Below are 25,868 nucleotides of genomic sequence, written 5' to 3' on the forward strand. Positions count from 1 at the left end.
AATAATTATATAATAGAGTAAAATGAATATACCATCAGAATTAAAGTATACTAAAGATCACGAATGGGTAAAGATTGAAGGTGATGTGGCAACCATTGGAATAACTGATTTTGCACAAGGCGAATTAGGTGATATCGTATATGTAGAAGTAGATACCTTAGATGAAACTTTAGACATAGAAGAAGTATTTGGTACTGTTGAAGCTGTAAAAACGGTTTCAGATTTATTTTTGCCATTAACAGGAGAGGTTATAGAATTTAATGAAGGTTTAGAGGATGAACCAGAAAAAGTAAATTCAGACCCTTATGGTGATGGTTGGATGATAAAATTAAAATTTACAGATGCTTCACAAGTAGAAGGTTTGTTGTCTGCAGAAGACTATAAAGCACTCATTAGTGGTTAAAAACATACTTTTAATAGTGTCAGTTAGTTATACATTGGCACTAATAATTGCAAGTTTAATTACGCTAAATGGAGTACCAAGTTTAGGGTATTCCTTTGATGATAAAATATATCATTTAGTCGCTTATGCAGGTTTAGCTTTTTTATGGGCTAATTATTGTCAGCCGTACAAAACAAAATGGACACCAATTATGGTTTTCTTTGGTGCTGCATTCCTAGGCTTTATCTTAGAATTATTACAATATCTGGTAAATCCTAATAGATCATATGATACATTTGATCTTATTGCAAACAGTTTTGGCGCAATTATTGGTACATTAATTGCAAAACATATTAACGTTTATAAATTAAAATAATCTAAAGCTTTGCTTTTTTTACATTTATTTAGTTAAATTAGCGATGTTATAATAAACTAAGACACTATGGAACCTAAAAAGAATCCGAAATCAGACGTTAGCCGAAACAGCTCGCTGTACTTTGCTGTTGGTCTTGCCTTAATGTTAGGTATTACGTATATGGCAATTAATTATAAAACTTATGATCAAAGTGATATTGTCGCAGACTCACTTAATTTAGATGATGAATTAGAAGAAGAAGTGCCAATTACTGAGCAAATAGTTACACCTCCACCACCTCCACCACCACCACCAGCAGCTCCAGAAATTATTGAAGTTGTTGAAGATGAAGTAGAAGTTGAAGAGACTGTCATAGAATCTACAGAAACAGAAATGGAGACAGAAATTGTTGAAATTGAAGAAGTGGAAGTTGTAGAAGTAGAAGAAGATTTAGAGGTACCTTTCAATGTCATTGAGAATGTAGCGGTTTTTCCTGGTTGTGAAAAGAAAAAAGGAAATGCAGCGAAAAAAGAATGTATGAACGAAAAGGTAAATAAATTCATTGGGAAAAAGTTTAATACAGACTTAGCTAGTGATTTAGGATTGCCACCTGGTAAAAAAAGAATCTTTGTTCAGTTTAAAGTGAATAAATCAGGTAACATAACAAACATTGTAGCTCGTGGTCCGCACCCAGGATTAGAAAAAGAAGCAAAACGTGTTATTGGTCAATTACCTAAAATGAAACCAGGTAAACAAAGAGGAAAAGCGGTAGTAATGCCATTCTCTATTCCAATTGTATTCCAAGTACAAGATTAAGAAGTAGATACTTTTTTATAAAATTAAAAATCCCGTTCAAAATTAATTGGACGGGATTTTCTTTTTGGTACACTTATTGTGACTTTGACATAATATTAACATTTAAATAATAGTATTATGAAAAATTCTAACGAAGACTTCAGTATTGCTGGTCAGAGCGCTACTAAAGCAAAGAAATCACAAAAGCATGATGCAAATTTACAAAAAAACTCAACCCTTTATTTTCAAATTGGGTTGATACTTTGTTTATTGGGTACATATGCACTTTTTGAAATGCAATTTCAAGAAACAAAATTCAATTTAGTAGAGGAGACGGCAACGGTAGATCCGATTACCATTGATCATGTACCGCCTTTTGTTGTTGAGGTGGTAAAACCAAAAGTTGTAAAAGCGGCACCTACAACAGAATTAAAAGACGTCTTTAAAGTTGTAAAAGATGATGTGCCTATTGAAGAAAAAATTATTAAAACTCCAGATGATCCAATAACAACAAATGATCCCATTAACGTTGATGATATAACGGTAATTGATGAGCCAAGTGAATTAGAATCAGTTCCTTTTATACTTATTGAAAAAGTACCTGTTTATCCAGGTTGTGAAAAGTATAAAACAAATGATGATCGTAAAAAGTGTATGTCTGAAAGAATTACGAAACTAATTAATAGAAAGTTTAATACAGGTCTAGGTTCGCAGTATGGCCTTTCTGGTAAACAACGTATTTATACGCAATTTACTATTGATAAAAACGGAAACATTGCTGATGTAAAAATTAAAGCACCTCACCCAGTTTTAGAAAACGAAGCCAAACGTGTAATACATAAAATTCCACATATGGAGCCAGGCTTACAGCGTAAAGTTCCAGTTGGTGTCATTTACAACTTGCCAATTGTATTTGAAGTAAGAGACTAAAAGTGTGTTGACTTATACACAAGAACCGTTATTGTAAAATAACGGTTTTTTTTATGCGTTATTTAGGTTTAAGGTTACTAAAAAAATTAAGTATCTTTCGGCCATTAAAAATTAGTCTTTTATGAAGCGCTTTGTGCTATTTGTTTTTCTTTTTCTGTATAACTTGGGTTATGCCCAAACCATATCTACATACGAAAAACCTCCAGTATTCAAAGACTGCGATACAATGGCGGTAGAGCAATTAAAATCGTGCTTCAATTTTACTCTAAATTCTTTTATCTACGAGAATTTTAAAGTGCCTCAAATTGTAAAGGACCAATCGTATAATGGAGATGTTCAGATCTTGTTTGAAGTCACTAATACAGGGAAATTCAAAATAATTTATGCAGATGCGATTTATGATGAATTAAAAACAGAAAGCAAACGTGTGTTTGATTTGTTACCAGAGATAGCACCAGCGACTTATAATGGCAATCCAACATTTACGCAGTATAGTCTTAGTATAGCAATTCCTTTAACGCAGCCAGTAAAGGAAGATAGTCCATCTCATTTAGTGTTAAATGACACCCAAAAAGACAGTCTAAACGCCACTTTATCTGATGAATTAGATAAGTTAGAAAGTGAACTTAAACCTTATGAAGATTTAGAATATGCAAGCCAATTAAATATTCCGTTTACACATTCTTATTATGCGCGTTTTGATGCAGAAATGAATGCCATAGGTACAAATAGCCATACAGGAGCAAAACCTTTTATTTATAGCGACGTTGCTAGATATTATGATATAAAGGCGGAGCATAAATCGTTAGAAAAGGATACAGACACATGGTTGGGTAGAAAGACCTTTAATGAGCATTTAGTTGAAATACAAGGTAAAGACTATTGGTTTACAGTCGATCCAATTTTAGATCTTCAATTAGGTAAAGATACAAGTTCAGATATAGGCTCTACTTGGAATAATACGCGAGGTATTTTTCTGCAAGCAGGAATAGGAAAACGGTTTAATTTTACCACATCAGTTTACGAAAGTCAAGGTAGATTTGCAGATTATTTTAATGCTTATGCAGAAAGTTTAAGGGCATTTGGTCCGGATCCTGCGATAATTCCTGGTCGCGGAATCGCTAAAGGATTTAAGGAAAATGCTTACGATTATCCGGTTGCTGAGGCTTATTTATCGTACACACCTGCAGATTTTTTAAATGTACAGTTTGGTCATGGAAAGAATTTTATAGGTGATGGTTACCGTTCTTTATTGCAAAGTGATGTTGCTAGTCCTTATCCATTTTTAAAATTAAACACCACCTTTTGGAAAATAAAGTATACTAGCACATGGATGTGGTTAAAAGACGTAAGACCAGAAGTTGTAGTAGACAAAGCGTTTTTAACTAAATATATGGCAAATCATTATTTAAGTTGGAACGTCAATAAACGCTTAAACATTGGGTTGTTTGAGTCTGTTATTTGGGAAGATTCTAATGGAAGGGGCTTTGATGTTAATTACTTAAATCCAATTATATTTTTTAGAGCAATAGAGTTTCAAACTGGGCAAGGTGCAGGAAATGCCATATTAGGATTGAGTTCAAAGTACAAATGGAACAATAAAGTGAATTTGTATGGTCAATTTATTTTAGATGAATTTTCATTGAGTGATGTAACAGGCGGAAATAAGAGTTGGAAGAACAAGTTTGGATTTCAAGTAGGTGCAAAATATTTTAATGCCTTTAAAGTCGATAATTTATTGCTTCAAGCAGAATACAATCAAGTAAGACCATATACGTATTCTCATAATACACAGACCTTAAATTATGCACATTTCAATCAACCGATGGCTCATCTTTGGGGAGCAAACTTTAGGGAATTTGTTTTAATTGGTCGTTATAATTATAAACGTTGGTTTGGTGATGCCAAAATGATCATTGGTCAGCGTGGTTTGGATTATAATACTGATGACGATTCGTTTTCTTATGGAGGTGATATTTATAGAAACTATAATGACCGTCAGGCAGATACTGGTATTATAATAGGTCAAGGTAATAAAACCAATAGTTTTATGGCAGAATTACAAGCAGGCTATGTATTAAATCCTACCACAAATCTTAAAATCTTTACCAATATATTGTATCGGGATTATAATCCAGATGCGGTAAATGCAACAACCGTTCGCAATGGTACTTTATGGTTTAATCTTGGTATACGTACTGATTTATTTAATTGGTATAACGATTTTTAGATTTAGAAACTTATTTGTTTTCTTGTTTTTTTACAGAACTCTGTTGCGTTTTTACCTTTTTTATAGAAAGAACTCTGTTATAGTCCATATCCTGTGAAAAAAACAGGTTGTCTTTAGTATTATGTTGTTATCTTTTGATAATTTAATTAATACTGTGCTTAATAAGTGTTGTAGTGCATTAGGTTGTCTAATTTGTTTCAGTTTAAGGTTTTGTTACTAACGCCATAAGGTGTTTCAATTGCAATCGTATACGTTGTTGCTTTTGGTAAAAGCTATAGGTCATAAAATATAGGATGATAATCAAAATGGTTTTAGACCTAAAGATGAGTGCAAGATTGCGCAATTTTAAAAATAAGAATTTACATTGTTTACAAGTATTTTTCAAACTATCTTTGCACTCGCTTATAAAAGAATAAAATAATTAAATTTGAGTAGCACAAAAACATCGGTATCAATAGCTTCTGTTGTCACAGATTTTAAGGAAATCACTAAGATGGGATTGTCCTTAAGTGTTGTGTTTTCCTCACTTGCTGGTTATTTTCTTGGTGCAGAAACAATTCGTCTCACAACACTTCTTTTATTGGCTTTTGGTGGTTATTTTATGGTTGGTGCTTCAAATGCATACAATCAAATTATTGAGCGTGATTTAGATGCGCTAATGGAAAGAACCAAAAATAGACCGATTCCGGCAGGTCGCATGTCTGTGAATAAGGCTTTAATTATTGCAACGTCTTTTACCATTTTAGGTTTAATTACACTGTACATTATTAACCCTAAAACGGCTATGTATGGTGCAATTTCAATATTTTTATATACTAGTGTTTACACACCGTTAAAAACTAAAACGTCACTTTCTGTTTTTGTTGGTGCTTTGCCAGGTGCCATTCCTTTTATGTTAGGATGGGTCGCAGCAAGAGGTAGTTTTGGTATTGAGCCAGGTACGTTGTTCGCTATTCAGTTTTTTTGGCAATTCCCACATTTTTGGTCCATTGGATGGTTTTTGCACGAGGATTATAAAAAAGGCGGTTTTCATATGTTGCCTACCGGAAAGCCAGATAAGGGTACTGCAGTGCAAATTATAATGTACAGTGTGTGGACTATTTTGGCGTCTATTATTCCTGTTTTTGGATTTACAGGGGATTTAAAATTGTCTATAGTTGGAGCTGTCATTGTCTTTATTCTTGGTCTTGTTATGTTATTATATGCGTTAAAGCTATTTAGGTTAAGGACTGCAGAAGCTGCTAAGCAGCTCATGTTATCGAGCGTTTTTTATATTACATTATTACAAATAATATATGTTGCAGATAAATTTTTGAGATAAGATGGATTTAACACAAGGAACACAACAAGAAAAAACGGCAAGGTCAAAAAAAATGATGCTATGGTTTGGTATTGGCTCATTGATTATGTCGTTTGCTGGTTTAGTCAGTGCATTTATTGTAAGTAGTAAGCAACGATTAAATGAAGATTGGTTAGCAGATTATCAATTACCTACGGCATTTACGGTTAGTTTGGTGCTCATTTTACTCAGTAGTTTAACTTTTATTTTGGCTAAAAAAGCGTTAATTGCAAATAAGATACAATTAGTAACGATTTGGTTATTAGTTACATTAGGCTTAGGGATAGCATTTGTGTATATCCAATTTGCAGGCTTTAGTGAGATTATTGCTTCGGGTTATCATTTTGCAGGACCAACGAGTAATATTACCATGTCATACATTTATATCATAGCAGTATTGCATATAGGGCACGTTATTGCTGGTCTAATATGTCTTATTGTTGTAATTTATAATCATTTTAAACAAAAGTATAATGCCAACAATATGTTGGGTTTTGAACTAGCGGCAAATTTCTGGCATTTCGTAGATGTGCTTTGGCTTGTGCTCTTTTTGTTTTTATATTTTTTTAGATATATAATTTGATTATTTTTGTCCAATCTTAAAATTTAAATAAATTCTATGGATTCTACAGTAGCTACTGGTACAGAAGAAAAAACTTGGGGAGGCGGCAATCAGCCACTCAAAGCAAGTTACGGAAAAATGATGATGTGGTTCTTCATTGTATCTGATGCATTAACATTTTCAGGTTTCTTGGCCGCTTATGGTTTTTCAAGATTTAAGTTTATCAATGAATGGCCTATTGCGGATGAGGTATTTACTCACGTTCCGTTTTTACATGGACAAGAATTGCCAATGATCTATGTGGCGTTTATGACCTTTATTCTTATTATGTCGTCGGTGACAATGGTACTGGCTGTAGATGCTGGTCATCATATGAATAAGGCTAAAGTAACGATATACATGTTTCTTACCATTATTGGTGGAGCCATTTTTGTAGGCTCACAAGCATGGGAATGGGCAACATTTATTCAAGGTGATTATGGAGCAGTACAAACTAAAGGTGGAAACATCTTGCAGTTTGGGGAATATGTAACCGTAGATGGCGTAGAAAAATTTAAGCGTGTTTCAATAGATGATATTGCAATAGCACAAGCAAGTGTGCGTGCAGCACACGAACGTAAAAATGGTTTGTGGTTTGTGGATGAGTCTACTTTACCGCCTTACACCGTCAGTGAGATTTATGCAGGTTTAGCGGCTAACGAAAATATTTTAGTGAGAAATCAACTGCTCACTGAAGATGGACATAAGACGGTATTATCTAGAGAAGAATCATTAAAGCAAATAAAAGAAAACGGTAAGCTTGTTGTAAAAGGAGCTAACCTTCATGTTAATGAATATGGTACAACGCTTTTTGCTGATTTCTTTTTCTTTATTACAGGTTTTCACGGATTTCACGTACTTTCTGGAGTCGTTATTAATATCATTATTTTCTTTAATGTTATTCTTGGTACTTATGAGCGAAGAGGAAGTTATGAAATGGTTGAGAAAGTGGGATTATACTGGCACTTTGTCGATTTAGTTTGGGTATTTGTATTTACATTCTTCTATTTAGTATAAAAAGAAATTAAAGATAGTTATGGCACACGAGCATAAATTAGAAATATTTAGAGGTTTAGTTAAATTTAAATCTAACACAAGTAAAATTTGGGGTGTTTTAATATTCCTTACCATAGTAACAGCGGTAGAAGTTGTTTTAGGGATATACAAACCAGAATTTTTAATGAGTACATGGATGGATCCAATTGAAGGGAGTGGATTTTTCTCAACATTGGGTAATATTCTTTTATCTCCAATTGTATACATGAAACCATTAAACTTAATTTTCATTCTATTAACAATTGTAAAAGCCTATTATATCACTTGGGATTTTATGCATATGAGAGATGAAACTGGAAGTTTTAGAAAAATGGTGGTTTGGACTGCTGTTTTCTTAATCTGTTATTTGATTTTTATCTTATTACAAGAAGGAGGATACGTTTTTAATGTTTATAACGGCGAAGACGCTCTAATCAAGAAAGATTTTTAATAGATTATTCTTAACAATATAACATGGATTTAAGTATAGAGCCATGTGTTAAATACAATTTAAAGGTGGTTTTTCTAAACCACCTTTTTTATTTTTGCAAATTCTAATTAACGGCATTAATTAATACGTTTTTTTTTCATTAATGATGAAAGCTAATAACACAAAACGATATATCGTACTCGGTATCTTATTCTTTTTACCTGTGGCCTTTTTGCTCATGTTATATCCTGCAAAGCACAATTATGAGCCGTTAAATATTGTGAAAGACAAAGTCTCAGATATTAAAAATTTCACATCAGATGGCTTAGATACTCTTCAATTAAAAGATAATATTACGGTCCTTGGGTTTTTAGGAAAAACACCTTTAAATAGCACCATTGCGGCTTTAAATCTTAAAGAGTTAGTTTATGATAAATTTAAAGGTTTTAAGAATTTTCAAATCGTAATAGTTGTGCCAGACGGAACCCAAGATGACGTGGCGTTACTAAAAAAAGAGATTAATACGTACGAAAACCTAAAGTTTTGGCATTATGCGTTTGGTACTGAAGGTGAAATAAGAATGCTATTTAACACCTTAAAATCTAAAGATCAATTAGATGAAAATCTATCGAGTAATAGCGTTTACATTATAGATAAAGACCTAGCTCAAAGAGGAAGAATTGATGGACGCTCTGAAAGAGAAGTTGAAGACAACAAACCTAAGTTTAGTGTGTTTTCATACAATACAATAGAGGTTTCAGAAATTAAAAATATGATGAATGATGATGTAAGGATTTTATTTACCGAATATCGTCAGAAAAGACAAGGGAAATTTGAGGCGTCTAATACACGAAGAGAAAACGATATAAAACAAAGTAATGAGTAAAAACACAAATTATTCGTACGTAGGTATTGCCTTTATCATTTTATTATTTGGGATTATTTTTGTTCCTAAAATAATTGATAGAGTCAGTGAGAACGATATCACAAGAGATGAAAGCAGAAGTAAAAATGTGTCTAACACTGCCATTTCAGAACAAAACAAAAGTGATTTAAAATATATAGAAATTAACGGAGAACGCAAAAAAGTACCAGCATTTAGTTTTACAAATCAAGAAGGCAAAACAATCACTAATGCTGATTATTTAGGAAAGGTTTACGTGGTAGAATTTTTCTTTACAACATGTCCAACCATTTGTCCTATAATGAATAGAAACTTGGTGGAGGTTCAGAATCAATTTAAAGGTTTAGAGCATTTTGGTGTCGCATCTTTTAGTATTACGCCAGAAATAGATACTCCAGAAGTGCTCAATGCTTACGCAGAAAAATATGGCATCACAAACCCTAATTGGCATTTAATGACAGGAAATGAATCTGAGATATACGAACTTGCTAATAAAGGATTTAATCTATATACGGCAAAAGATGATAGCGTAGAAGGTGGCTTTGAACACTCTGGAAATTTTGCACTAATTGATAAAGAAGGTTATATTAGGTCTAGACAAGATAACTTTGGGAATCCAATGATATTTTACAACGGTTTAGTACCAGAAGCAGTGGGTGTAGATGAGGATGGAATACCTCAAGAAATTACAATTTTAAAAGAAGATATTTCCAAATTATTAAATGAGTAATATGAGTACAGTAGATTTAGAAAAAGAAAAAAAATATAACAAATGGATTATTGCGTTGTCCGTAATTATCCCAATAGCAGTAGCCGCTTTATTTGGTATTAACTTACGTGAACTAGGTTTTGATGTTAAGCCATTAATGTTTTTACCTCCAATTTACGCGGTAATAAACGGATTAACTGCAGTTGTACTCATTTTTGCAATTGTTGCAATTAAAAAGAAAAATAGAGCGTTGCATGAAAATTTAATGAAATTTGCAATTGCGCTTTCTGTACTATTTTTATTGCTATATATAGCGTATCACATGACTAGTGATTCAACAAAATTTGGTGGAGAAGGTGTCGTAAAGTATATCTATTATTTTATATTAATTACGCACATTACGTTATCTGTAGTGGTAATTCCATTTGTATTAATAACCTATGTTAGAGCAATTACCAATAATATTGAGCGTCATAAAAAAATAGCAAAAATCACATTTCCATTGTGGTTATATGTTGCTGTTACAGGAGTAATAGTTTATATAATGATTTCGCCCTATTACGCATAGTTCCCTTAAAAAGGGTTGTTAGAGATCGTGAACACCAATTAATGATGTCATACAATGAAAAATAAATATATCTATTTCGCTTTTTTACTATTGTATTTTCTAAATACCAATGCACAATGTGCAATGTGTAGAGCAGTATTGGAAAGTGGTGAAGATCAATCTGCGGCCGAAGGAATTAATGATGGTATTATGTTTTTAATGGCTGTGCCTTATATTTTGGTGGCCACACTTGGCTATATTGTTTACAGAACATTTAATAAATCAGAAAAGTCTAAAGAAATAGACTAAATACTGTAACAATTCTTCGTTTTATAAGTCTTAATTAGAAATGGTATAAATTAAGGCCTTAACAATTTGTTGGCAAAAAACCACTTGAGTTTTTCTTAAAATTGCAATAGATCAAGTATTTATTTGCGAATAACTAACTAGCCAAACTATGATTGAGATTAAAGATCTTCACAAATCTTATCACATGGGTAATAATTCTCTGCATGTGTTAAAAGGAATTAATTTTGATGTTAAAGAAGGGGAGTTAGTGTCTATTATGGGGTCTTCAGGCTCAGGTAAATCAACATTACTTAATATTCTCGGAATGTTAGACGAGGCAGATGAAGGTCAGTATATATTGGATAATGTGCCTATTAAAAATCTAAACGAAAAAATTGCTGCTAAATATAGAAATGATTTTTTAGGATTCATTTTTCAATCATTTAATTTAATCAACTATAAAAGTGCTTTAGATAATGTCTCTATGCCGCTATATTATAAAGGCGTTAAACGAAAAGAACGTACCGAAAAGGCGATGCATTATTTAGAAAAAGTTGGTTTGGCACAATGGTCTCACCATTTGCCAAGTGAACTCTCTGGTGGGCAAAAACAGCGTGTGGCTATAGCTAGAGCATTAGCCAGCGATCCAAAAGTTTTGTTAGCAGATGAGCCAACAGGAGCTTTAGATACCAAGACCTCTTATGAGGTAATGGAGCTTATCCAAGGTATTAATGATGAAGGAAAAACGATCCTTGTGGTTACCCATGAAGACGATATTGCTCATATGACTAAACGTATAGTTAATCTTAAAGATGGGTTAATTATAGATGATAGTATGGTAAATCAAGTAAGAGCTTCTGCGCATGTTTGATATAGAGCGTTGGCAAGAGATATTTGAAACCTTAAGTAAAAACAAGTTACGAACGTTTTTAACAGGTCTTTCTGTAGCCTCAGGTATATTTATACTTGTAATACTACTTGGCTTTAGTGAAGGTATTGCTAATGGTGTAAAATCTCAATTTGAGCAAGATGCTACAAATAGAGTTTCGGTATGGACAGGAGTTACTACAAAAGGCTATAAAGGCTTAAATCCTGGGCGATATATACAACTCAAAAATTCTAGTTTTGATGCTATTAAGTATCAGTACAACGATTATTTAGAGTACAGTACTAAAGACTATTCTATTTGGGGAGGCACAGTTAATTATAAAAATGAAACCGGTAACTATCGTGTGCGAGGGACATTACCAGATAATCAATTTATTGAAAACGCAGATATAGGTTCGGGTCGTTTTATTAGTCAATCAGATATACAATTGAGTAAAAAGGTTGCTGTAATTGGCAATAAAATGAAAAAAGATTTATTTAAAAATGAAGATCCTATAAACAAGAATATACAAGTCTTTGGCATGAATTTTAAAGTTGTAGGTGTCTATTTTGATCCAGGTGGAGATAGAGAAGAGAGTCAAGTCTATATTCCGGTTACTACAGCGCAAAAGGTGTTTAATGGTGGTGAAAACATCAGAAATATGGCATTTACGGTGAAAATGGCAGATGATTTTGATGAAGCCGTTGCTATGTCTAATGCTGTTGCCTTAGGCATTGAGCAAAAAATAAAAGAAATTCATACTGTTGCTCCAGATGATGTAAGTGCCGTTAGAGTGCGTAATACATTAGAACAAGCAGAGAAAATTTACTCATTAGTAGCCACAATAAAAGCTGTATTTTGGTTTGTAGGTATAGGGACAATTATTGCAGGTATAGTTGGCGTTGGTAACATCATGCTAATTATCGTTAAGGAGCGCACTAAGGAAATTGGTATTAGAAAAGCTTTAGGTGCATTGCCAACGTCTATCATTGGTATGATTTTACAAGAGGCCGTATTTGTAACGATGTTTTCAGGTTTATTTGGTCTTATCTTAGGATTAGGCTTATTAGAGTTAGTAGGCCCACACATAGAAAGTGATTTCATAAAATATCCGCAAGTAGATTTTAATATTGCAATAACTACGGTGTTTTTGTTAGTGCTTGCAGGTGCCTTAGCTGGTTTTATTCCTGCTTATAGAGCCGCTATGATTAAACCTATAGACGCATTAAGAGACGAATAATATGTTTAGTAGAGACCGTTGGGACGAAATATTAGAAGCTTTAAACGCCAATAAATTTAGGACGTTTTTAACCGCCTTTGGTGTGTTTTGGGGCATAACCATTTTGGTGTTATTATTGGCGTTAACTAATGGCCTAAAAAATGGAGTAACTGCAGATTTTGGCAATTTTGCGACCAACTCTATGTTTATGTGGACACAAGGGACTTCAAAACCCTATAAAGGCATGCCTAAGGGCCGATATTTTAACTATAAAATAGGCGATGTTGCAGCCATAAAATCAGAATTTCCAGAAATCAAATATGTATCACCTAGAAACCAATTAGGTGGTTATAATGGAGCAAACAATGTTACAAGAGGAACCAAAACAGGTGCATTTGAAATTTATGGAGATTATCCAGAATATATAAAACAGCAGCCAATGGATATTATTCAAGGCCGTTTTATTAGCTATTCAGATATTAATGCAAAACGAAAAGTTTGTGTCATTGGTACAGGTGTAGAAGCTGGATTATACGATAAAGGTGAAGAGGTTCTAGGAACGTATATAAAAGTTAATGGTGTTAATTTTTTAGTCGTGGGTACTTTTAAAATGAGTAATAGCCAAGGCGATAGTGAGCAAGATGCAAGTACAATTTATATGCCCTTTACCACCTTCGGTCAAGCATTTAATCGAGGCGAAAGTGTTGGTTGGATGGCTATTACAGCTGTAGATGGTATTAGTATTACAACCTTAAAAGATAGGATATTTAGTCTCATGAAATCAAGACATAAAGTAGATCCTACGGACGAGAGAGCTATAGGTCATTTTGATTTGTCAGAGCAATTTGAACGTGTAAATGGTTTATTTACGATATTATCGTTTGTCGGTTATTTTGTTGGAGCCTTGGTTTTAATGTCGGGAATTATAGGGATAAGTAATATAATGCTGATTGTCGTAAAAGAAAGAACAAAAGAAATCGGAATAAGACGTGCTTTAGGTGCTAGCCCTTGGACTATAAAATCACAAATTTTACAAGAAAGTTTAATTCTAACAATACTTTCTGGTATGGTAGGTATATCCTTTGCTGCATTAGTCATCTGGGTAATGAATTCCATTTTAGATAATGCTGGCCCTGTAGATAATTTTGCGAATCCTAGTGTTAGTATGCAAGTTGTATTTACCGCCTTAATAATTTTAGTGGTATCGGGTGTTTTAGCCGGTTTAATACCTGCAAATAGTGCAACAAAGATGAAACCAGTAGATGCCTTAAGAATAGAATAAATTTATATCAATCATAATCATGAAAAGAACAAAAACTGTCATTTTATTAGTGCTCATCGTAGTCGTTTTTGGCGCTGCATTATTTTATTTGTGGCAAAAAAATCAAGAAAATCCAATTTCGTATACGTCTGAATCGCCAACGGAAGAAACGATCATTGTTAAGACCGTAGCCACAGGAAGTATTGTGCCAAAAGAAGAAATATTAATTAAGCCAAATATTTCTGGTGTCATAGAAGAGGTGTTCATAGAAGCAGGTGAATATGTAAAACAGGGCGATTTAATTGCTCAGATTAAAGTTATTCCTAATGCTTCAAGTTTAACCAGTGCTAAAAATAATATTGCTACCAATCAAACAGCCTTACAAACTGCACAAATAAACCTACAAACACAACAATCAAATTATGATAGACAAAAGGCATTGTTTGAGAAAGGCGTAATTTCTGCAAATGATTTTGAAGGGGTAAAAAATGCCTATTTACAAACAAAACAAAGTGTAGAACAAGCAAAAATTAATGTGAATTCTGCCAATCAAAATTATGATATTATTAAAACTGGTACAACTTCTGGGTTAGGGAATACGGCTCAAACTCAGGTAAGAGCTACTGTTTCTGGGATGGTTTTAGATGTGCCAGTAAAAGCAGGTAACCAGGTTATTGAAGCTAATAATTTTAATGAAGGGACATCAATTGCTTCACTCGCAGATGTACAACAAATGATTTTTGAAGGTAAAGTAGACGAAAGTGAAGTTGGTAAAATAAAAGAAGGTTTACCATTAGAAATTACGGTAGGCGCCATTGAAAATAAAAAGTTCGATGCGATATTAGATTATATTGCACCAAAAGGTGTTGCAGAAAATGGAGCGATTCAGTTTGAAATAAAAGGCTCGCTTAAAAAAACGGATTCAACATTTATTAGGGCTGGTTTAAGTGCAAATGCTTCCATTATTTTAGAAAAAGCAGATAAAGTCTTAGCGATAAAAGAAGCCTTAGTTCAGTATGATAAGGAGACGCAAAATCCATATGTTGAAATTGAAGTCGGCGACCAAAAGTTTGAGAGAAAAGATGTAGAGTTAGGTGTGAGTGATGGCATTTTTGTAGAAGTTAAAAGTGGTATATCTAAAGACGATAAAATAAAAGTTTGGAATCAAGTACAAGGTATACCAAAATATGCTCAAGAATAATTTAAAAATTTTGTAACACTTTTCGTTTTATAAAGACATATAAGCATCATGAAAAAATCAATCGTAGTAATTTTAATACTTTTTGGCGTTTTTGCACAAGCACAAAATAAAAAATGGACGCTCAAAGAATGTGTAGAGTACGCTTTAGAAAATAATATTTCTGTTAAGCAAAGCGAATTAGATGTATTGGTAACTGACATTGAAAAGTTAAACGCTGTCGGAAACTTTTTGCCAAGTATTAATGTTAGTGGTAGTGTGTCTAAAAATACAGGGTTAAGTTTTGATCCTACTACGGGAGATTCATCAACCACTACCTTTCTATCTTCATCTGGTAACATCAACTTAGGATATAACTTATTTGATGGGTTACAGAATATAAGGCAAGTACAACGTGCAAAAATATCAAAATTAGCGGCTCAATATAGTTTAGATAAAATGAAAGACGATATCTCTCTTTTTGTTGCCAATGGATATATTACCGTAATATTAAATAAAGCCAATTTAGAAGTATTAAAATCTCAAAATGCTGTAACACAAGAGCAGATTGAACGCACCAATCAGTTGGTAGATGCAGGTTCATTACCTCGAGGAGATTTATTAGAAATACAAGCCACAGATGCTACCGAAAAGCAGAATATTGTGAATGCAGAAAATACAATTCAGATTTCCTTAATAAACTTAGCTCAGTTATTATTAATTAAAGATTACGAAAATTTTGATATCGAAGATGAAGGCTATGATATTGTAGATGAAGGTATTTCTAACAAATCAGCTTCTGAAATTATAGAAAATGCAAAAGCGAATAGATCCGAAATTAAAATAGCAGAACAAACTGTGGCCTTAGCAGAAAAGGATATTCAAATAGCTAAAGGATCGTATTGGCCAACCTTAAGAGCCTTTTTGGGATATGACACAAGATATACAGATGCCAGTGAGGTATCTTTTGCTAAGCAAATTTATTTAAATGATGGTATAGGATATGGCTTAAGTCTTAATATACCAATATTAAATGGTTTTGCAGTAAAAGGTAATGTGCAGCGAAGTAAAATTAATTTGAAGCGTGCAGAATATCAATTAGAACAAGAAGAGTTAAATTTAGAATCAACAGTCTATCAGGCTTATGTAGATGCAAAAGGTGCTTTAAAATCCTTTGAAGCGGCAAATAAGTCTTTAGAGTCGCAAGCACTAGCCTATGAGTATGCTAAAGAACGCTATGATGTAGGTCTTACAAATGCCTTTGATTTTAGTCAGTCAAAACAACGGTTTGATAATGCCAAAATTCAATTAAATAGGGCGAAATATGATTATATTTTTAAACTGAAGGTGCTCGAACTCTATTTCGGAATTCCGGCAACTGAATTAAAGTTTTAATTATGAGTAAAAACGTAAAAATAATATTAGCAGTAATAGTAGTTATTCTTTTGACCTTACTAGCTGGATCTAAAATGGGTTGGTTTGGTAAAAAAGGTGATTTTAAGGAAGTCACTGAGAAGAAAGTTACAATTAGAGATATTGTACAAACAGTCTCTGCCACAGGAAAAATACAACCAGAAGTTGAGGTTAAAATTTCATCTGAAGTTTCTGGTGAAATATTACAGCTTCCCTTTAAAGAAGGTCAAGAAGTAAAGAAGGGCGACTTATTAGTAAAAATAAATCCAGATTTAATTCAGTCTGCTGTAAATAGGTCTCAAGCGTCCTATCAAAATGTAAGAGCAGGTTTAGAGCAAGCCGAAGCGAACTTAAAACAATCTAAAGCAGATTACGATAGAAATAAAACATTATTTGATAAAGGTGTAATTTCAAAAGCAGATTGGGATCGTTCTATAGCAACATACGAAACTGCTGTGGCTGGTAAAAACTCGGCCTATTATAACGTGCAAAGTGCAGCAGCTACTGTAAATGAAGCCAAAGATAATTTAAACAGAACTACAATTTATGCACCAATGAGTGGAACAATTTCACAATTAAATGTAGAATTAGGTGAACGCGTTGTAGGAACACAACAAATGGCAGGTACCGAGATTTTACGTGTGGCTAACTTAAACAATATGGAAGTTGAAGTAGATGTTAATGAAAATGATATTGTAAAGGTAAATATTGGCGATTCTGCACTTGTTGAAGTGGATGCATACTTAAAAAAGGAGTTTAAAGGAATTGTTACAGAAATAGCAAACTCCGCAGACGGAAATTTATCTGCCGATCAAGTCACTAATTTTAAAGTGAAAGTTAGAATTATTGAAGAATCTTATAAAGAATTAACAGAAGGCAAACCTGAAACATATTCGCCATTTAGACCAGGAATGACTGCAACGGTAGATATCATTACAAAAAAGAAAATAGACGCTATTTCTGTTCCTATTAGTGCAATTGTAATAAAATCTGATACCAGTTCAACTAAAAAGTCTTTTGATAAAATAGCTACAGTAGATTCAGAGGATACAGTCAAAGAAGAAGAAAAATTTGAGTGTGTATTTGTAAATGAAAACGGTAAAGCAAAATTAAAAGTGATAACAACAGGGATTCAAGATGATACTAATATTGAGATAATTTCAGGGTTAAGTAAAGATGATAAAATCATTACTGGACCATACAACATGGTGTCAAAGAATTTAAGTCCTGGAGATTTATTAGAGATTACTAATAAAAAGTCTCAAGAATCTTCTGAGAAAAGTAATGAAGATTAAATATCGATTACTATAATCTATTCGTAGTTTTGTATCCATCAAAACAAATAATTAACAAAACACATGGCATTAGTGCTAAATATAGAGACAGCAACCACAAATTGTTCTGTTTCTCTTTCTAAGGATGGCGATACTTTAGTTTTAAAAGAAGATAATAGTCCAGGCTATTCTCATGCCGAAACTTTACATGTTTTTATAGATGCTGTTTTTAAAACAGCACAACTAAACCCTTCAGATATAGATGCCATTTCTGTGAGTAAAGGTCCAGGATCTTACACAGGTTTAAGAATCGGAGTGTCTTCTGCCAAAGGTTTATGCTTTGCATTAAATAAACCATTAATTTCAATTTCTACATTAGCAAGTTTAGCACATCAAGTCAAGGTAGATAATGGTTTAATAATACCTATGCTAGATGCAAGGCGAATGGAAGTGTATTCCGCGATTTATAATCATAAGTTTGAAATGATTAGAGAAATTAAAGCGGAGATTTTGGATCAAGACAGTTATGCTGAAGTACTAGAAAACCATACAATATACTTTATTGGCAACGGCGTAGAGAAGACCAAAACATTAATCAGTCATCCTAATGCGGTTTTTATAGAGGGTAAATTGCCTTCAGCAAATGAAATGTCCATACTTGCAGAAAAAAAGTATCAAAAAAGCGACACCGAAGATGTCGCTTATTTTGAACCTTATTATTTAAAGGATTTTGTAGCTTTAAAAAAGAAGCAATAATTAACCTTCTTTTTGTATTTCTACAGCATGTGGATAAGGTATTTCTATTCCAGCTGCGTCTAATGCAATTTTTACATTTTCGTGTGTTTCAAAATAAACATCCCAATAATCTGCCACGTTAGCCCATGGTCTTACGGCAAAATTAATAGAACTATCCGCTAATTCAGATACATTTACTGAAGGTGCAGGATCTTGTAATACTTTTGGGTTAGACGTTAAAACTTTTAATAAAACCTCTTTAGTTTGTTTAATATCTGAATCATAACCGACTCCAAATGTTAAATCAACTCTAAGTTTTCCTTCAGAAGAATAGTTAACGATGTTACCATTAGATAACGCGCCATTTGGTATAATAACTTCTTTGTTTGTAGGTGTTAAAAGTTTAGTAGTAAAAATCTCAATTTCTTTAACAACTCCTAATTCACCTTGTGCTTCAATTAAATCTCCGATTTTAATGGGCTTAAATATCATTAATAATACACCACCAGCAAAATTACCTAGTGAACCTTGTAAGGCTAAACCAATAGCTAAACCAGCCGCAGCTATGATGGCAGCAAAAGATGTTGTTTCTACACCTACAGTACCAAGTACAACTATGATTAAAACAACTTTTAAAATCCAGCTAATTAAATTGGTTAAAAATTTCTTTAAGCTTTCATCGTAATCTCCTTTGTTAAGTGCTTTTTTAACGCCTTTAAGAAGAATTTTAATTACCCAGCTTCCTATGATCCATATTGCTATAGCACCTATTACTTTAGGTCCATATTCAATAACAAATTTGATGCCTTCGTCAATCCATTTTTGTGTGTCCATGTTGGTTTTAATTAATTATAGTTAATAAAAAAACTCGGAAAATAGTAGTCCGAGCTATATTTTGAGAGCTAATAACATATGTTATTTAACCTCGAAAGTTAATTTTAAGTTGACTCTAAATTCAGTTACAGTATCCTCTTTAACAATAGCACTTTGATCATGTACATACACGGATTTAATATTCTTAACTGTTTTAGAAGCTTCTTTTACTGCTTTTTTAGTTGCATCTTCCCAACTTTTATCAGAGTTAGATAAGACTTCAATTACTTTTAATACTGCCATTGTTTATAAATTTAATAGTTTCTAAAGTTAAGACACTAAAACTTATAATATGTCACTTAATTGTTAAGAATAATTAAGCATTAATAGCATTAACAGTGATTTCATTGTCATTAAGCATCTCTTTTAGCATGGTTTCAATACCATTTTTTAGAGTAAACGTAGAAGATGGACAGCCACTACATGCACCTTGCAATAAAACTTCTACTTTTTTCGTAGTATCATCGTAAGATTTAAATTCAATATTACCACCATCGCTTTCTACTGCGGGTTTAATATATTCTTCAAGAATGTTTACAATATTTTTAGAAACATCATCTAAAGCTTCAAATTTTTGTTCTACCGCTTCTTCAGTTTTGTTCAGTTGTTGTGGTGCATTATCGTTTAAGATGGTTTTTCCTTCTTCGACGTATGATTTCAAAAACTCTCTAAGTTGCATTGTAATCTCTTCCCATTCAATAATGTCAAACTTAGTAATTGATATAAAGTTTTTCTCCATAAATACATTTTTTACGAACGGAAACTGAAAAAGCGCTGTAGCTAATGGAGAAGGTTTGGCATCTTCTATAGACGTAAATTCAAATAAACTAGGGACTAAAACCTTATTGCAAACAAATTTTAATACACTTGGATTAGGCGTGCTCTCAGCGTATACTGTTACAGCTGCCTTTGGTTTAACGGCCTCTTCAGTAACCACAACACCATCATTAGATAAGTAGTCTTCTATTTGCGTGGCAACTTCGTCTTGCACATCTGCCCATTCCACAATATTATAGCGTTCAATAGCAATAAAATTTGAAGCGATATATACTTTTTTTACAAACGGTAAATAGAAAAGTTGTTGTGCTAATGGCGAATGCTTAGCGTCATCTATATTGTTGAATTCGAAACTGTTGTGATTGGTTAAAAATCGGTCTGCTTGAAACTTTAAGATTGTGTCGTTTGAAGTCGGTATAATAGATATTTTAGTCTGTGACATCTTTTATTTGCAAAAATAAAAAATATTAAGATGAAACGTTCATCCCTGAGATGATGTTTTATAACTATTAACTAAATACAATTCATATAATTTTATTAAATTCCCAGCTTAATAAAAATGTTGAAAAGATTACTGTTGATTTATCTAATGGTTTATTTTCCATTTTATTTGCCTAGCTAGCTATGAAAAAAATCCTTATCCCTCTCATTTTTTTAATATCAGCGTATTGTAGTGCGCAAGACTTATCAATGCAAAATGGCACTTTTAATAGGTGTGCGCCAGATAAATTTTATGATTCTGGTGGTGAATTTGGTAACTATGGCGATAGTGAAAATTTAGTAACTACAATTTGTCCGCAAAATGCAGACGAGTTTATTATTTTAAATTTTACTTTGTTTACAACCCAACTTGGTGCAGAACCAGATGTAATGCATATTTATGATGGTGATGATGTAACAGCGCCATTACTTGGAAGTTTTCAGGGGACTAATAGTCCAGGAAATATATCAGCATCTACAGATAATACGTCAGGGTGTTTAACTATAGAGTTTATTTCTAACGCTAGTGGAAATATTAATGGCTGGGAGGCCGATATTCTTTGTGCAACACCTTGCCAAGACATTACGGCTTCAATAGATAGTACAGTACCGGCAGCAAATAACTCTGGAGTTATTGGGATTTTGCCAGGCGAAACTGTTGATTTTTCTGGTAGTGCAATTTTTTCTTTAGATGGTTCAGGAGCCACTTACTCATGGGATTTTGGAGATTCAAATACAGCAACGGGTGAAAATGTTTCTAATCTCTTTATGTCACCAGGAACCTACACAGTAACACTTACTGTGTCTGATACTAATCCACAAGGTTGTAGCGATACGACTTCAATGTTAGTTTTTGTTTTGGGACCAAATGTTGTTGTTGATCAAGATACTTTTACAATAGAAGAATTAGTAGAGGATATTTTAATTGATAGCCCTTGTGCTGCTGTATCAAATATTATATCATCAACAGGAACAACTTATAGCAACACGGAGCCTAATGGTATTGGTTATTTTTATAGTAACGGCGTAGATTTTCCATTTGAAGATGGAATTTTACTTACAAGTGGTGATGCTGGAGAGGCAGGAGGACCAAATACGTTTTTAGGAGATGGGTCTGGAGCATGGCCAGGTGATGCTGATTTAGATGCTGCTGTTGGTATTAACTCTAATAATGCATCATTTATACAATTTGATTTCGTTCCTACAGCAGATAGCATTAGTTTTGATTTTCTGATGGCATCTGAAGAATATGACATGGGGAGTTTTGAATGTAATTACTCTGATGCCTTTGCTTTTTTACTAACGGATTCTAATGGTGTAACCACAAATTTAGCTGTTCTTCCCAATTCTAACACGCCTATTTTAGTTACTAATATTCATCCTGATAATGGAGCCTCTTGTGGCGGGATTAATGATCAGTATTTTGGTGCCTATACACCAGATAATGGGCCTCCAATTTCTTTTGATGGAAGGACTATTGTATTTACTGCACAAGCAACCGTTGTTCCAGATGAAAATTATACCATCAAATTAGTAATTGCTGATGATAGAGATAATAATTATGACTCAGGTGTATTTATAAAAGCGGGTAGTTTTAATTTAGGTGGTAATTTGGGTGATGATATTACTATTGAGGCTGATACTGCCGAATGTCTTGGTTCTGAAATAATTTTAGATTCTGGCTTAGATGCAGCCACGCATGTTTGGTATAAAGATGATGTTGTAATTGATGGGGAAACAACATCAATACTTACGGTAACTGAACCTGGGGTTTATTATGCAGATTTTGACTTTTCTGGAGTTTGTACTGGTTCATCTGATCCAATTTTAATTGAATTTAGAGAAAATGGAACAGCCAATCCGGCTTCTAATCTCGTTGTTTGTAGTGAGACAGGTACTGAACAATTTGATTTAACTGAAAACGATGATGATATAATTGGGGATCAAGATCCAACAGAGTTTATGGTTAATTATTTTTTAACCGAACAGGATGCTATTGATAATGTAGGTGCATTGACTTCCCCATATACTAATACATCGAATCCACAAACAATTTGGGCGCGTCTTTCAGATAGTACAGAAACGTGTTATGATTTAACTTCATTTACATTGTCCGCGGCATCACAACCCACCATCAATCCAGTCTCAGACCTAGAGTTATGTGATGATATAAGCAATGATGGATTTGAAGAATTTGATTTAAGTGCTCAGACACTGTTAATATTAGGAAGTCAATCGTCTACGGATTTTACGGTTAGTTATCATTTAAATTTTGATGATGCCGATTCAGGAGCAAATGCCTTACCATTATTATATACCAATACATCAAACCCACAGCCTATTTTTGTTCGCGTAGAAAGCGCAGGTGATTCAAGTTGTTATAATGCATCAGCGACAGCATTATTTGATTTGGTAGTACATCCTAGAGCGATTGCAACGATGCCAGAAGCTATGGAAGCTTGTGATGATGCAAGTAACGATGGTCAGGCACTGTTTGATTTAAGCAGTCAAGACGCGACAATATTGGGCAGTCAAAGTGCAGGGACATATAATGTGTCTTACCACACAAGTCAAGATGATGCAGATAATAATGTAGGAGCAGTAGCGACCAACTACACCTCAGGAGCACAAACGATTTATGCACGCGTAGAAGATCCGTCGTATCCAGATTGTTATGCTACCACAAGTTTTGATTTAATCATACATGCCTTACCAGAAGTTGTAGCCGTATCAGCCTTACAAGTATGTGATGATGATACCGATGAGTATGTCGGTTTTCCATTAAGTACAAAAGAGTCCGATTTATTAAATGGTCAAACAGGAGTTGCGGTATCTTTCCATGAGAGCCCAGCAGAAGCTAATGCAGGAAGTCCAGAGATTTTAGATGGCTATGTAAATACGACTATGGGTGGCCAAATAATATATGTACGCTTAGAGAATATAGATACAGGATGTTATAATATTGCGACTTTAGAATTAGAGGTTTTAGAAAACCCAATAGCTAACGCGACCACACCATTAGAAGTTTGTGATGACAATACAGATGGTATAGCTGTCTTTAACTTAAGCTTAAAAGACGCAGAAGTCATTGGGACACAAAGTGGAATGAGTGTAACGTATTATCTAAACTCTAGTGATGCGACATTAGGAACCAATCCATTACCAACCAATTACACTAATACCACAGCAGGTACGCAAGAGATCATCGCATTAATAAGTAATGATGTCACAGGATGTTCAGCGATGACAACCTTGCAATTAATAGTTAATCCAAAACCAACAACGGTAGCCGTTACAGCCTATGAATTGTGTGATTACACCAATCCAGGTGATGAGCAAGAGCAATTTGATTTAAACACTAAGACCGACGAGATATTAAATGGGCAAGTAAATGTTTCGGTTAGTTATTATGCAACAGCAGCAGATGCAGATGCCGGAAACGCCATTACAGGACTTTATAGCAATCAGAGTAATCCAGAGACTATTATAGCCGAGTTAACCAATACACTTACCAATTGTAGCTCACGAGTATCCTTTGATTTAGTTGTAAACCCTTTACCAATGTTAGTTGTACCAACGGCATTAGAAGTATGTGATGATGGCACACCAGATGGTATCACAGAGATGGATTTAAGTTTAAAGAATGCAGAGATTACAGGTAGTAATCCATCTTATACAGTAAGTTATTATGAAACCTCAGGCGAAGCGATTACAGGTAGTAATGCCTTACCAATACTTTATACCAATGATTTTAATGGTCAAGTCATACATGTACGGGTAGAAGATATCAATACAGGCTGTTATGCTACAACCACATTAGAGTTAATAGTACAGCAAGCACCTATCGCATTTGAACCACAACCTTTAAGATATTGTGATCCAGATAATGATGGTTTTGGGGTGTTTACATTGACAGATGCTGATAATGAGATCACAGGCGGTGCACCAGGTCTCCAAGTAACATATCACGAAACAGCGACCAACGCTGATTTTGGAGTAGATGCGATCGATACGAGTATAGATTATAACAATATAGTAATTGATGAGCAATTGCTATATGCAAGAGTAGAGAGTAACACCATAGCGACAGACTGTGCAACAATAGTAGAGTTGTTATTAGTTGTAGAGCCAACCCCACAATTGGTAGCACCCACACCATTAGAAGTGTGTGATGATATATCCGCAGACGGTTTTGCAACGTTTGATTTAACGAGTAAAAACGAAGAGCTTTTAAACGGACAAGATGCGACGCAGTATATAGTTAGTTATTATGCTTCAGAAGCTAATGCAGAAGCAGCAAGTAACGCAATAGCGAACCCAACATCTTATACCAATACAGACCCTTTTAGTCAAATATTATGGGTTAGGGTAGAAGATAATATGACTGTCGAGGGCTGTTATAAACTTACGTCATTAGAGCTAATAGTGAATCCATTACCTGTATTGGTCACACCATCACCACTAGAGTTGTGTGATGATAATAACCCAGGGAATCAACAAGAAGGTTTTACGTTAGAGTTGGCAAATGAGGAGATTTTGGCAGGTCAAACAGGTATTACATTGACGCATTACGAGACCCAATTAGATGCAGATAATGAGACAAACCCAATAGTAAGTCCTTACCTTAATACGGCTAATCCCCAAACTATCTTTGTGCGCGCAGAGAATGATATAACAGGGTGTTATAATACAGTAACAGTAACCTTACGAGTAAATCCAATACCATCACCACAACCGAGTCCAAACCCAATAGAAGTTTGTGATGATGATAATGATGGTTTTTCAGAATTTGATTTAGAGCAACGCACAGTAGAGATTACTAATAGCGAGCCTAATGTTGTGATAACCTACCATGAGACTCAGATAGATGCAGAGATGGGAGACAACGCACTAGCAAGTCCATACGTAAATATTGTAGCGGACACGCAATTTTTATATGTACGATCAGAGAACACCCTTACAGGCTGTTACAGTTTAACCAGTGATAGGCTTCAGCTTATAGTAAATGCGGCGCCAGAGGTGCCAATAACAATAGAGCCTTATGTAATTTGTGATACAGATAATGATGGTATTTCTCAATTTGATCTTACCACCAAAGATGACGAGGTTTTAAATGGACAGAATCCATCTGAGGTTTCATTGACTTACCATGTGAGTGCGGCCGATGCAGAAACGGGAGACGATCCAATAATCAATGTTGGAAATTATACCAACACAGCCAACCCACAGATAATCTATGTGCGTTT

24 protein-coding genes are annotated in these 25,868 nt (G+C 33.9%); 21 read left to right on the forward strand and 3 right to left on the reverse strand.

Annotated elements, in window-relative coordinates; all coding sequences use genetic code 11:
• The first annotated feature begins 22 nt into the window (after nucleotides 1-22).
• The 20 genes from gcvH to tsaB all read left to right on the forward strand — a co-directional run bounded on the left by gcvH (nucleotide 23) and on the right by tsaB (nucleotide 18,513).
• The gene (gcvH, locus tag HNV08_RS02865) at nucleotides 23-403 is read left to right on the forward strand and encodes a glycine cleavage system protein GcvH (protein ID WP_173279592.1); all 381 of its coding nucleotides are present in this window, start codon (nucleotides 23-25) and stop codon (nucleotides 401-403) included.
• Nucleotides 404-437: 34 nt separating this feature from the next.
• Nucleotides 438-758: a VanZ family protein gene (locus HNV08_RS02870; RefSeq protein ID WP_173279593.1), complete on the forward strand. Its 321-nt coding sequence runs from the start codon at nucleotides 438-440 to the stop codon at nucleotides 756-758.
• Nucleotides 759-824: 66 nt separating this feature from the next.
• Entirely contained in the window at nucleotides 825-1,553 is a 729-nt protein-coding gene (locus HNV08_RS02875) for an energy transducer TonB (protein WP_173279594.1), read from the forward strand.
• Between the two features lie 117 nt (nucleotides 1,554-1,670).
• Nucleotides 1,671-2,462 carry an energy transducer TonB gene (locus tag HNV08_RS02880; protein ID WP_173279595.1) on the forward strand — a complete coding sequence of 264 codons (792 nt, stop codon included), beginning with the start codon at nucleotides 1,671-1,673 and terminating at the stop codon, nucleotides 2,460-2,462.
• 121 nt (nucleotides 2,463-2,583) lie between these two features.
• Nucleotides 2,584-4,692: a gliding motility protein RemB gene (locus tag HNV08_RS02885; protein ID WP_173279596.1), complete on the forward strand. Its 2,109-nt coding sequence runs from the start codon at nucleotides 2,584-2,586 to the stop codon at nucleotides 4,690-4,692.
• 427 nt (nucleotides 4,693-5,119) lie between these two features.
• A complete protein-coding gene (gene cyoE / locus HNV08_RS02890) occupies nucleotides 5,120-6,013 on the forward strand; it encodes a heme o synthase (protein WP_173279597.1) in 894 nt (297 codons plus the stop codon).
• Nucleotide 6,014: 1 nt separating this feature from the next.
• Complete coding sequence (locus tag HNV08_RS02895) at nucleotides 6,015-6,614, forward strand: cytochrome c oxidase subunit 3 (RefSeq protein WP_173279598.1); 600 nt, start codon at nucleotides 6,015-6,017, stop codon at nucleotides 6,612-6,614.
• 36 nt (nucleotides 6,615-6,650) lie between these two features.
• Nucleotides 6,651-7,649 (forward strand): cytochrome c oxidase subunit 3, encoded by a 999-nt coding sequence (locus HNV08_RS02900; protein ID WP_173279599.1) that lies wholly within the window; start codon nucleotides 6,651-6,653, stop codon nucleotides 7,647-7,649.
• A gap of 19 nt (nucleotides 7,650-7,668) precedes the next feature.
• A complete protein-coding gene (locus HNV08_RS02905) occupies nucleotides 7,669-8,118 on the forward strand; it encodes a cytochrome C oxidase subunit IV family protein (RefSeq protein ID WP_173279600.1) in 450 nt (149 codons plus the stop codon).
• A gap of 142 nt (nucleotides 8,119-8,260) precedes the next feature.
• Nucleotides 8,261-8,983 (forward strand): hypothetical protein, encoded by a 723-nt coding sequence (locus HNV08_RS02910; RefSeq protein WP_241697163.1) that lies wholly within the window; start codon nucleotides 8,261-8,263, stop codon nucleotides 8,981-8,983.
• Nucleotides 8,976-9,731 (forward strand): SCO family protein, encoded by a 756-nt coding sequence (locus HNV08_RS02915; RefSeq protein ID WP_173279601.1) that lies wholly within the window; start codon nucleotides 8,976-8,978, stop codon nucleotides 9,729-9,731. Before HNV08_RS02910 ends, HNV08_RS02915 begins: the two co-directional genes overlap by 8 nt.
• Before the next feature lies 1 nt (nucleotide 9,732).
• A complete protein-coding gene (locus HNV08_RS02920) occupies nucleotides 9,733-10,278 on the forward strand; it encodes a DUF420 domain-containing protein (protein ID WP_173279602.1) in 546 nt (181 codons plus the stop codon).
• A 54-nt stretch (nucleotides 10,279-10,332) separates the two neighbouring features.
• Nucleotides 10,333-10,566 (forward strand): hypothetical protein, encoded by a 234-nt coding sequence (locus tag HNV08_RS02925; protein ID WP_173279603.1) that lies wholly within the window; start codon nucleotides 10,333-10,335, stop codon nucleotides 10,564-10,566.
• Between the two features lie 148 nt (nucleotides 10,567-10,714).
• A complete protein-coding gene (locus tag HNV08_RS02930) occupies nucleotides 10,715-11,416 on the forward strand; it encodes an ABC transporter ATP-binding protein (protein WP_173279604.1) in 702 nt (233 codons plus the stop codon).
• Nucleotides 11,409-12,653, forward strand: coding sequence for an ABC transporter permease (locus HNV08_RS02935; RefSeq protein WP_173279605.1), 1,245 nt, complete (start codon nucleotides 11,409-11,411; stop codon nucleotides 12,651-12,653). The genes HNV08_RS02930 and HNV08_RS02935 overlap by 8 nt, the downstream gene beginning before the upstream one ends.
• A 1-nt stretch (nucleotide 12,654) precedes the next feature.
• Nucleotides 12,655-13,914, forward strand: a complete 1,260-nt coding sequence (locus tag HNV08_RS02940) for an ABC transporter permease (protein WP_173279606.1) — start codon at nucleotides 12,655-12,657, stop codon at nucleotides 13,912-13,914.
• A 19-nt stretch (nucleotides 13,915-13,933) separates the two neighbouring features.
• A complete protein-coding gene (locus HNV08_RS02945; protein WP_173279607.1) occupies nucleotides 13,934-15,094 on the forward strand; it encodes an efflux RND transporter periplasmic adaptor subunit in 1,161 nt (386 codons plus the stop codon).
• 48 nt (nucleotides 15,095-15,142) lie between these two features.
• Complete coding sequence (locus HNV08_RS02950) at nucleotides 15,143-16,465, forward strand: TolC family protein (RefSeq protein ID WP_173279608.1); 1,323 nt, start codon at nucleotides 15,143-15,145, stop codon at nucleotides 16,463-16,465.
• Nucleotides 16,466-16,467: 2 nt separating this feature from the next.
• A complete protein-coding gene (locus HNV08_RS02955; protein WP_173279609.1) occupies nucleotides 16,468-17,778 on the forward strand; it encodes an efflux RND transporter periplasmic adaptor subunit in 1,311 nt (436 codons plus the stop codon).
• 63 nt (nucleotides 17,779-17,841) lie between these two features.
• Nucleotides 17,842-18,513 (forward strand): tRNA (adenosine(37)-N6)-threonylcarbamoyltransferase complex dimerization subunit type 1 TsaB, encoded by a 672-nt coding sequence (gene tsaB, locus HNV08_RS02960; protein ID WP_173279610.1) that lies wholly within the window; start codon nucleotides 17,842-17,844, stop codon nucleotides 18,511-18,513.
• Here tsaB and HNV08_RS02965 read toward each other — a convergent pair whose 3' ends face one another.
• From HNV08_RS02965 to HNV08_RS02975, 3 genes are all read right to left on the reverse strand, one after another.
• Entirely contained in the window at nucleotides 18,514-19,326 is an 813-nt protein-coding gene (locus tag HNV08_RS02965; protein ID WP_173279611.1) for a mechanosensitive ion channel family protein, read from the reverse strand. It lies immediately after the preceding gene.
• 81 nt (nucleotides 19,327-19,407) lie between these two features.
• Entirely contained in the window at nucleotides 19,408-19,608 is a 201-nt protein-coding gene (locus HNV08_RS02970; protein ID WP_173279612.1) for a dodecin family protein, read from the reverse strand.
• Between the two features lie 73 nt (nucleotides 19,609-19,681).
• Complete coding sequence (locus HNV08_RS02975) at nucleotides 19,682-20,584, reverse strand: NifU family protein (protein WP_173279613.1); 903 nt, start codon at nucleotides 20,582-20,584, stop codon at nucleotides 19,682-19,684.
• A 182-nt stretch (nucleotides 20,585-20,766) separates the two neighbouring features.
• Between HNV08_RS02975 and HNV08_RS02980 the strand changes: the two genes are divergently transcribed.
• The coding region (locus tag HNV08_RS02980; protein ID WP_241697164.1) for a choice-of-anchor L domain-containing protein at nucleotides 20,767-25,868 on the forward strand (5,102 nt) is incomplete at its 3' end.

It is taken from the genome of Winogradskyella eckloniae, assembly GCF_013249045.1.
GTDB lineage: Bacteria > Bacteroidota > Bacteroidia > Flavobacteriales > Flavobacteriaceae > Winogradskyella > Winogradskyella eckloniae.